Annotated in this window: 8 protein-coding genes and 1 pseudogene; 6 read left to right on the top strand and 3 right to left on the bottom strand. The window is 64.7% G+C overall.

The features are described from left to right. Positions 1–210, top strand: a pseudogene (locus tag EET03_RS30815) (hypothetical protein); the annotation flags it as partial. A gap of 679 nt (positions 211–889) precedes the next feature. Continuing rightward, the gene (locus tag EET03_RS13930) at positions 890–1,396 is read left to right on the top strand and encodes a macro domain-containing protein (protein ID WP_075540685.1); all 507 of its coding nucleotides are present in this window, start codon (positions 890–892) and stop codon (positions 1,394–1,396) included. Here the strand turns inward: EET03_RS13930 and EET03_RS13925 are convergent. Beyond that, on the bottom strand, positions 1,381–1,683 hold the full coding sequence (locus EET03_RS13925; protein WP_063469378.1) for an MTH1187 family thiamine-binding protein: 303 nt from the start codon (positions 1,681–1,683) through the stop codon (positions 1,381–1,383). The genes EET03_RS13930 and EET03_RS13925 overlap by 16 nt on opposite strands. A gap of 57 nt (positions 1,684–1,740) precedes the next feature. Between EET03_RS13925 and dtd the strand changes: the two genes are divergently transcribed. Both dtd and EET03_RS13915 read left to right on the top strand, forming a co-directional pair. After that, entirely contained in the window at positions 1,741–2,172 is a 432-nt protein-coding gene (gene dtd / locus EET03_RS13920; protein WP_075540686.1) for a D-aminoacyl-tRNA deacylase, read from the top strand. 16 nt (positions 2,173–2,188) lie between these two features. Beyond that, on the top strand, positions 2,189–3,100 hold the full coding sequence (locus EET03_RS13915) for a class I SAM-dependent methyltransferase (RefSeq protein WP_075540687.1): 912 nt from the start codon (positions 2,189–2,191) through the stop codon (positions 3,098–3,100). Here EET03_RS13915 and EET03_RS13910 read toward each other — a convergent pair. Further along, positions 3,090–4,115, bottom strand: a complete 1,026-nt coding sequence (locus EET03_RS13910; RefSeq protein WP_075540688.1) for an alcohol dehydrogenase catalytic domain-containing protein — start codon at positions 4,113–4,115, stop codon at positions 3,090–3,092. The two genes, EET03_RS13915 and EET03_RS13910, sit on opposite strands and share 11 nt — an antisense overlap. Positions 4,116–4,125: 10 nt before the next feature. Continuing rightward, positions 4,126–6,054, bottom strand: coding sequence for a flavin-containing monooxygenase (locus EET03_RS13905; RefSeq protein WP_099194184.1), 1,929 nt, complete (start codon positions 6,052–6,054; stop codon positions 4,126–4,128). 930 nt (positions 6,055–6,984) lie between these two features. Between EET03_RS13905 and EET03_RS13900 the strand changes: the two genes are divergently transcribed. Both EET03_RS13900 and EET03_RS13895 read left to right on the top strand, forming a co-directional pair. Further along, the gene (locus EET03_RS13900) at positions 6,985–7,785 is read left to right on the top strand and encodes a hypothetical protein (protein ID WP_075540689.1); all 801 of its coding nucleotides are present in this window, start codon (positions 6,985–6,987) and stop codon (positions 7,783–7,785) included. A 201-nt stretch (positions 7,786–7,986) separates the two neighbouring features. After that, positions 7,987–8,610 (top strand): B12-binding domain-containing radical SAM protein, encoded by a 624-nt coding sequence (locus EET03_RS13895; protein WP_244232354.1) that lies wholly within the window; start codon positions 7,987–7,989, stop codon positions 8,608–8,610. Positions 8,611–8,731 lie beyond the last annotated feature (121 nt).

The raw sequence follows: 8,731 nt of genomic DNA, 5'->3' as shown, positions 1-8,731 counted from the left end.
GCCTGGTGCTCCGCCCATGCCGCCGTCACCCCCCCGACCGCCTTGGCCGCCCGGCCCGCCGGCACCGCCCTGGCCACCTTGTCCGCCTCGACCTCCGGCGCCACCTCTACCCCCGGCACCGCCGGCACCCCCTTGGCCACCTGGCCCGCGCGGACCGCCGGGCTGGCCGGGTTGGCCGGGTTCACCGGGCTGGCCGGGCGAACCCTCTGAGGGCTTGTCGGCGTTCATGCGCGTAGGGCCGGTGCTGGGGTAGGACAAAGAGCCATTTGTCTGCCTTTCTGCAACGCGCCTGTTTCTGCGCTCGAGTCAAGCTACCCGACCTAGCTGACGGTTCGCCATGATTTGCGGGGCACTGCGGCCGGTCGCAGACGGGTTGCGCGGTTTGATCGTCGTTAGCCATCGAGGCTGCTGGCAGTCAGCTGCCGTCGACGACGGCGCGGCGCGAACCTGCCCGCGCAGCTACTGCGACCGGCTTCAGCCCTTCGTGCCAGGCGTGCCCGGCGTGCCGGCCGTGCCGTTGGGGATGCCGCCCGGGGTGAAGTTGCCGACGGCACCGCCTGTGCCACCCTTTAACGCCGTCGTCGCCGGTGTCGCACGACAACCTCCTAGGCGGTCATTCGTCGACCCCCGAAGGAATTCATAGCGTACGCACAACACACTCCGAGATTTCAGGTTTCGGTCGAAATTTCATGGGCGCGCCATCGCGCACCTACCGCGCGCGATTTGTGACGTTGCGACCGGGCGGCCCGACAAGGTTGTCGGCGCGGCCGGTCCGTGCAGCTGGGCTGATCAGCATCGCGTTCGTTGCCTGCATACCGGTGCCGTCATCGCTGGATCTGCTCGTGGCGCTTGGCGGGTGTGCCAGTGCTCGCTGCGCGAGAATGTGTGAATGCTCGACATAGAGGTACTTCAGGCCGACGTGACCAAGCTCGAACTCGACGCGATCACCAACGCGGCCAACACCCAGCTTCGCCACGCCGGTGGCGTCGCTGCGGCGATCGCGCGCGCCGGCGGACCGGAAGTGCAGCGCGAATCAAACGAGAAGGCGCCCATCGGGCTTGGGGAAGCGGTCGAAACCACCGCGGGTGTGATGCCGGCGCGTTACGTCATCCACGCGGCGACGATGGAGCTGGGCGGACCGACCTCAGCCGAGATCATCAGCCGCGCCACCGCTTCGACCCTGCGCAAGGCCGACGAGCTGGGCTGCCGCTCGCTGGCCCTGGTGGCATTCGGCACCGGCGTCGGCGGATTTCCGGTCGAGGAGGCGGCACGACTGATGGTCGACGCGGTGCGTCGGCATCAAGCGGATTCGCTGCAGCGGGTGGTGTTTGCCGTCCACGGCGACGCGGCCGAGCGGGCGTTCACCGCGGCCGTACAGGCTCAAGGCGACAGATAGCGCTCGACGGAAGCAACCTTCTGCGCCATCGCGTCTACCGCCCCCTGACGCCAATCCACTTTGATCACCGTGCTCACCCGTGGCGCACGAGCGGCGACCGCCTCCACCGCGCGCTGCACTACCGCCATCACTTCTTCCCAGGTATCTCCCTCGATCACGGTGAACATCGAATCCGTCTTATTGGGCAGGCCGGAATCACGGACCACCCGAACCGCTTCGGCCACAATCTCGCCGACACCCTCCCCCACGCCCAGTGGAGTGACGGAAAACGCGACCAGCACCGACATACGACGAGACTACCCAGCGCGTTCGCGGTCAAAGCCGTCCTGGCAGCATCGAACTCCATGCGGGTTCTGGTCCAACGGGTCTCATCGGCGGCGGTGGTAGTCGACGGCAAGGTCGTCGGCGCCATCCGGCCGGAGCGGCAGGGCCTGCTGGCATTCGTCGGCGTCACCCACACTGACGATCCCGACAAGGCGCAGCGGCTCGCCGAAAAGCTTTGGAACTTGCGGATTCTCACCGACGAGAAGTCCGCTTGCGACGTCGACGCACCGATCTTGGTGGTCAGCCAGTTCACCCTCTATGCGGATACGGCCAAAGGCCGGCGGCCCTCGTGGAACGCCGCCGCACCGGCCGCTGTGGCCGAACCGCTGGTAGCGGTGTTCGCCGAAGCGTTGCGAGGCCTTGGTGCACACGTGCAAACGGGGGTCTTCGGTGCGCACATGCACGTGGCTTTGGTCAATGACGGACCCGTGACGGTAATGCTGGAGCTGTGACACGAGAGGATGGCCCGTGACAACACCTGAATTCGGATCGCTTCGCTCCGACGACGACCAGTGGGACATCGTCAGTAGCGTGGGCTACACCGCGTTGCTGGTGGCGGGATGGCGAGCGTTACATGCCGTCGGCCCGCGCCCCCTGGTCCACGACGAATATGCCGAACACTTCGTAGCCGCGTCCGGGGACCCGTATTTGACCGAGCTGCTTGCCAACCCGGTAACCTCCGACGAGCAGACGGCCTTCCCCCGCCTCTACGGCGTGCAGACCCGGTTTTTCGACGACTTCTTCCGGTCGGCCGCCGACGCCGGGATCCGGCAGGCGGTGATCGTCGCCGCCGGCCTGGACTCGCGCGCCTATCGACTCGATTGGCCTTCCGGGACAATGGTTTTCGAGATCGACCTGCCGAAAGTTCTGGAATTCAAAGCGCGCGTCCTCGCCCAGCGGGACGCCGAGCCCAAAGCCCGCCGCAGCGAGGTGCCCGCCGACCTGCGCACCGACTGGCCGGAGCGGCTGAAAGCGGCCGGCTTCGATCCGCGAAAACCCGCCGCCTGGTCGTTGGAAGGCCTGTTGATGTATCTGACCGGCGAAGCGCAAGACGCGCTGTTCGCGAGGATCGACGAACTGTCGGCACCCGGCAGCCGAGTTGCCGTGGGCGCCTTGGGCACCCGCGTCGACCACCAGCAGCTCGCCGCTCTGGAAGCGACCCACCCAGGGGTCAATCTGTCTGGGAATGCGGACTTCTCGGCTCTCAGCTATGACGACAAGACCAACCCGGCAGAATGGCTGGCCGACCGCGGGTGGATCGTCGAACCCGTCCGCAACACCCTCGAGTTGCAGGCCGGCTATGGAATGACGCCCCCGGAGGTGGACGTGCAGATCGACAGTTTCATGCACTCCCAATACATTACGGCTACTAAGGGGTGAGCAGGACCTTCACGTCGTCGCCCGACCGGGACCCCGCTATCGCATAGCCCTTGACCGCCTCGTCCAATGGCAGCGCCGTGGTGAAGATGCCGTCGACGTCAAGCCGGCCCGACCGAAGCAGCGGAATCAACTCCGCCCAGGTGCGCTGCACCGGCGCAATCGTCAGGCGCAGCGTGATGCTACGCAACAGGCAAGCCAGGGCCGGAAGCGGAAACGGCTGCAGATCATGCACCCCGACGACGGAGACGGTGCCGCCGGGACGCACCGCGGTCAGCGCGTCGGTGATGGACGCGTCGGTGCCGACGGCGTCGATCACCGCGTCCGCGCCACGGCCACCGGTGGCGGCAAGAACGGCCTCCGCCGCCGGTGATGCGACGGGTGTGGCGCCCCATCCGGCGGCGCGGCGCAGGCGGCCTTCGACTCGGTCCACAGCCAAAACCGTTGCCGCGCCTTGGAGGAACGCAGAGCGCAACGCGCACAGCCCCACCGCGCCCAGACCTATGACCGCCACCGTTGCGCCGAACGGTATGTCGGCCCGGCGGGCGGCCGCCCAGCCCGTGGCGAGATTGTCGGTCAGCAGCAGCGCCTGCTCCGTGGTGACCCCGTCGGGAACCTTGAGCACCTGGAAGTCGGCGGCGGGCACTGCCAGCAAATCGGCCTGCGCGCCGCCCAGCGCACCGGAACCGAAAATCTGTGGGCCGAAACGACACATCGCCGGGTCGCCGGCCGCGCACCCCTCGCAGCCGCCGCAGCCGGCCACCGAGGACACCAGGACCTGGTCACCAACCGTGACGGAACGCACCTGCGGTCCGGCTTCGACGACGGTGCCGACCGCTTCGTGACCGAGGGCGACCGGTTCGGCCAGTGGATAGTCGCCGTCGTAGAAATGCAGATCGGAACCGCAGATACCGGCGGCGGTCACGGCGACGATGACGCCGTCGGGTCCGGAAAGCACCGGGTCCGGACGGGTATCGACGCGGATGCTTCCCGGCCCGTCGATCACTACCGTTCGCATGTCGGGGTGCTCACTTTCTTTGTCGCAGAACGAATTGAGACCAGTCCGGTTGTCGCACCGCGGCCCAGTACTCGCTGAGCCGCCACGGGCTGACGGTGTGGATTTCCCCGTCGGCGTTCTTGAAGTAAGAGTGTTTGACGGCCGGATGTGACCACACCATCTGCTGTATTTCGGCCTGCGTACGCTGATGCCATTCAGCGGCGGCTCGAGCCGTCGGTTCCATCGAATGCACATCGTCGGCAATCAGGTGTTCCAGGCACAGATTGATGTAGCGCATCTGGAGTTCGGACTGGAAGATCAGGCTACCGCCATGGGCCAGATGAGTGCCGGGCCCGTAGATGAGGAACAGGTTGGGAAACTCCGGAACCGTGATGCCAAGATAGGCATAGGGCCGGGTGCCCCAGCTGTCGCGCAGGTCAATCCCGTTGCGGCCGAGGATCTTCAGCGGCCACAGCACGTCGGTGTGACGAAACCCGGTGGCGTAGATGATGACGTCGACGGGGTATGGCTGACCGTCTTCGGTGACGATGCCCCCGGGTGTGATTCGCCGGATCGGCGTGCGCACCAGTTCGACGTTGTCGCGTTGCAAGGTCTGCAGCCAGCTGCCGTTGTCTTGCAATGTGCGCTTACCGGTGGCGGGATAGTCGGGCATCACCTTCGCCAACAGCTCGTCGTCGTCACCGACCTGGCTGCTGATCCACTGGCTGAACATCATCCGGGCAGCGGCGTTCATCTCGCTGACGGCATAGTCCTGCTCGGGATAAGTCGGGTCGGTACGCGCCGCGTCGAGTCCCTTGTCGGCGCCCGGCCACAGCAGCAGGAATCGATACCATCTGCCATAGAACGGCAGGTGCCGCATCGCCCAGCGCACGCCGTCGCCCACTTCGTCGTGGTACATCGGGTTGGGGAACATCCATTGGGCGGTGCGCTGGAAGACGGTGAGCCGCTCGACGTCGCCGGCGATCGCCGGCGCGATCTGGAAGCCGCTGGCGCCCGCCCCGACCAGCGCGACCCGTTTGCCGGTCAAGTCGACGGAGTGGTCCCAGGCCGCGGAGTGAAACGACGGTCCGGCGAACGTGTCAGCACCATCGAATGACGGGATATACGGTCGGTTCAGCTGACCGACCGCGGTGATGACGGCGCGCGCGTTCACGGTGGTCTGGCCGTCGGGCGACCGCAACGAAACCGTCCACATGTCGTCGTCGTCGTGCCACTCGGCAGCCAGTACCTCGGTGTTCCACCGCACCCGCTCGGATACGCCGTACTTGTCCATCACCTGGGTGAAATAGTCTCGCAGCTCCCACTGTTCGGCGAAGAAATGTGTCCAGTCGTTGTTGGGTTCGAAGCTGTAGCAATAGAAATGGTTTGCCACGTCCACGCGGGCTCCGGGATAGGTGTTCTCCCACCATGTTCCGCCGGGGCCGGCGTTTTTCTCGAAGATGACAAAGGGAATGTTGGCCTGCTTCAACCGGATTCCAGCCAGAATGCCGGATTCGCCGCAGCCGATCACCACGACCGGCAGCTGGGCAGCGCGCTCGGACGGGAAGGGGGCGGGTCGGCGTGGGTCGACCCCGTCGAGGTCCATCTCTTCCAGTACCAGGGGCAGGTAGTCGTCGGGGACGTGTTCGCAGGCTGCCCAATCCATCATTTCCCGGATCAGGTCGATGCTCAGCGGCTCGGGTTCGGGGCAGCCGCGGTCACGGTACTGCGAGATCGCCGCCAGGGCTTCGGCGCGGGCGCGGACCTTGTCCTCCTCGGACATGAACCCCTGGACTTCGTTGAGGAATAGCCCCATCGGCTTGAAGTCACGAATGAAACGGGGATTGCCGGTGATGTGCACCAGCGACAGCAACAGTGTCGGGATGCTGACGTCCTCGAGCGCTGACGCGATCTCCGGGGTGGAGGTGGTGAAGGGCAGGCCGGCGTACCCGCTGCGCATCGAAGCCGCTCCTTTTCGTAGGATTCCAATTACGATACCGAGCGTTTCGTAATTGTCCGGCATTACGCTACCCCGACGCCCGGTGGCCGATCAAGGGAATCTCGCGGCGCTATGGCGCGCTCGGCGCAAGCAGTGCTCGCAGCGAGGGTAGGACGTATCGGGCACGTCGGCTCGCGCCCTCGATTTCGCGAACGCGCTACGGTGTCACTCCACGCCGGAGTGACGAGTCCACATTTCAGTTGTCCGCACGTCACCGGCAGCGCCTGGTCAGCACGGTCCATCCGATTGCACCATCCGCTGGAATGTCGGCGACGGCGGGTCAAAGTATTTTGCTCCTCCCTCATTGCCGAAGACGAAAAGCCGCCGTTGTTGTGGGCGAATGGAATGACAGTCATCGGTTCTGTCGACCGGCCACTCGCGAGAATACCCTCAACCAGACTGCCAACAAGGCCGATCCGGATTTAGAAACTGCTGAACCGACCCATTCAAGCTGGTACTTCCGAACTCCGCGTTCGATACCGAACACGATGAAAAATTCCGATACCGCGAAATCACCAAGTGATCGGTGACCGGATCGGCGAGGCCTGAAAGCGGATATGCATCTGCGGATTGAGGCAACGAATCGACCGCGCGGGCATTAGACGCTTCGGCGCAACAAATTGCGAGCACCCCGGGCACTCGATACGCTGTGCCGCGATGGACGCTGAGTACACCGTGCGCGCGGAGGCCGCGAATATGCGGAGTTTCGCGGAATCGTCGTGTGCTGCTGCGTCCGAAGGATGCTGGCCGACCGACGGCCCGAACCGGATGACGCGATGCTGCTGATGCTACCGCCGGGTTTGCCGATTTTGCGGACGCCGATCGGGCGCGTAGGTGTCGCTTGCCATATCAACGAGACGGGGTCCGCGCAGGGTTTGCGCGAGGTCGGCCATGATTGAGCCGCTCGCGGCCGATCCGGCCCCTTTGGTAGACGCGGTCGAGCGGGCGGCTGAGTTCGGGTGTTATGCCGAAAGTCTGCTTGCCGAAATGGACCAGCTGTTCGGCACGCCGGATGAGACGTGGACGACGGAAAGTGCGGCGCGCCGTCGGACAACCGCCGGCCCCGGCAGCGAGGACCGTCTCCGACACAGCGACAGCCTGAGCGAAGACGAGAAACCACATGAATTCTGCAATTCAACCGATGGCCTCGTAGTCGATGGCAACTACTATCTGCCGGGCAGTTTGCCGTCATACGACGAGCTGGTGGAATTGACAAAGACGGATCCCGATACGGCCTACTATTGGTCGGGGCTTGATGTGCGCGGAGTGAGTGTCGGCCCGGACGGTTCGAGAATCGCCGAACAGCTGGCGAGTGGGGCGAACGGCACCACACTCAAAATGCTGCTGGAACGAAATGGGATGCAGCCAATTCCGGGATGGAATAAATGTGACCCGGAACTGGTCCGGTTTTGGCACGACGCGGCCAGGGCATACGCCGACAACTGCAGTGGGACAGTCACCGCAGTGGTGGGATGTGATGTGCGCCCCGACAACATCTGGCAGACGGTCGAGGTCCCCCGACTGACAGATAATCGCAACGTAGCAAGGATCGTTCAGATCGACCCGGACTCTCGTCTGACAACCGTGATATTCGAACGGTACATCGAGGAGTGTTCATGGCGGGGCCAGGCGGACGTTGTCGAACCAGGCCGGGCGATCCACTTCGTCGAAACACCATCCGCACAACAATGACGGGGAACTTTGGCGCATCTCGCGCAGGCTCGCATGGCTGAGGTGGCGCCGCGAAGAAGAGCGCGGGTGGCGGCCGGGGGTGAGTGGGTGCTCGGCGGTGTGGGTGGAGTGGTGGCGTGACGGTTTTGTTGGGTCAATCCTCCGGGGGTTCGTGCCAATGGGCGATCCTATGTTGGCGCGCAAAAACTTTGGGGTCCGTGGGTGTATTCGTCGATGCCGATGGAGCATTTGGGGTTGATGTCGATCAAGGCTTACGCCAAGGCGCGTGGGCTTGAGGTCGTGACGGTCAATGGTTTGGTGGCCGGGCATGAGGGTGTGGAGCAGACGTGGCAGGCGATGCTGGCTGCGGTGGCGGTCTCGGGTGTGCCGCGGTTGGTGGGGTTTTCGTGTATCGACACCTTTGCGGAGGTGTTGTGGTTGGCGCGGCGGGCGCGGCAGTGCTGGGAGGGTGTGCAGATCGCGTTGGGCAATGTGATCGCCACGCTGAACTATGAGCGCATTTTGGGTGAGTATGACTGTTTTGATTTCGTGGTGGTCGGCGATGGCGAGGTGGCGTTTACCGAGTTGGCGTTGGCGGTGGTCAATGGTGCTGGGGTAGAAGATGTGCCGGGGCTGGCGCGCCGGGATGAATCAGGTCGGATCGTGTGCTCGCCGTCGGGGTTGGTTGATCTCGACGAGTTGGCGTGGCCGGCGCGTGAGGAGTTGCCGAGGGTGCTTGGCGATGGTTTTGCGGCGTCGGTGTTTACCAGTCGGGGTTGTCCGTATCGGTGCACGTTTTGTGGGACCGGGGCGGTGTCGGCGATGTTGGGCCGCGCTAGTCCCTGAGTAAGCGTGTCGGCTGGGGAGGATAGGGCAAAGGCCTTACCCTGGCTGGGTTTGCGACTTCAACGCAGCCCAGCGGGAAAGGCCTTTGTGGTGAAGAAGATATCGCATGAGCAGAGTCGGC

The sequence above is a fragment of the Mycobacterium innocens genome, from assembly GCF_900566055.1.
Classification (GTDB): Bacteria; Actinomycetota; Actinomycetes; order Mycobacteriales; family Mycobacteriaceae; genus Mycobacterium; species Mycobacterium innocens.
This window is presented reverse-complemented; position numbering and strand designations above follow the sequence as displayed.

Bases quoted from the DNA above. Each gene is read 5' to 3' on its own strand.
- EET03_RS13910 (WP_075540688.1), bottom strand. From the start codon at position 4,115: ATGCGAACGGTAGTGATCGACGGGCCGGGAAGCATCCGCGTCGATACC.
- EET03_RS13930 (WP_075540685.1), top strand. From the start codon at position 890: ATGCTCGACATAGAGGTACTTCAGGCCGACGTGACCAAGCTCGAACTC.
- dtd (WP_075540686.1), top strand. From the start codon at position 1,741: ATGCGGGTTCTGGTCCAACGGGTCTCATCGGCGGCGGTGGTAGTCGAC.
- EET03_RS13900 (WP_075540689.1), top strand. From the start codon at position 6,985: ATGATTGAGCCGCTCGCGGCCGATCCGGCCCCTTTGGTAGACGCGGTC.
- EET03_RS13925 (WP_063469378.1), bottom strand. From the start codon at position 1,683: ATGTCGGTGCTGGTCGCGTTTTCCGTCACTCCACTGGGCGTGGGGGAG.
- EET03_RS13905 (WP_099194184.1), bottom strand. From the start codon at position 6,054: ATGCGCAGCGGGTACGCCGGCCTGCCCTTCACCACCTCCACCCCGGAG.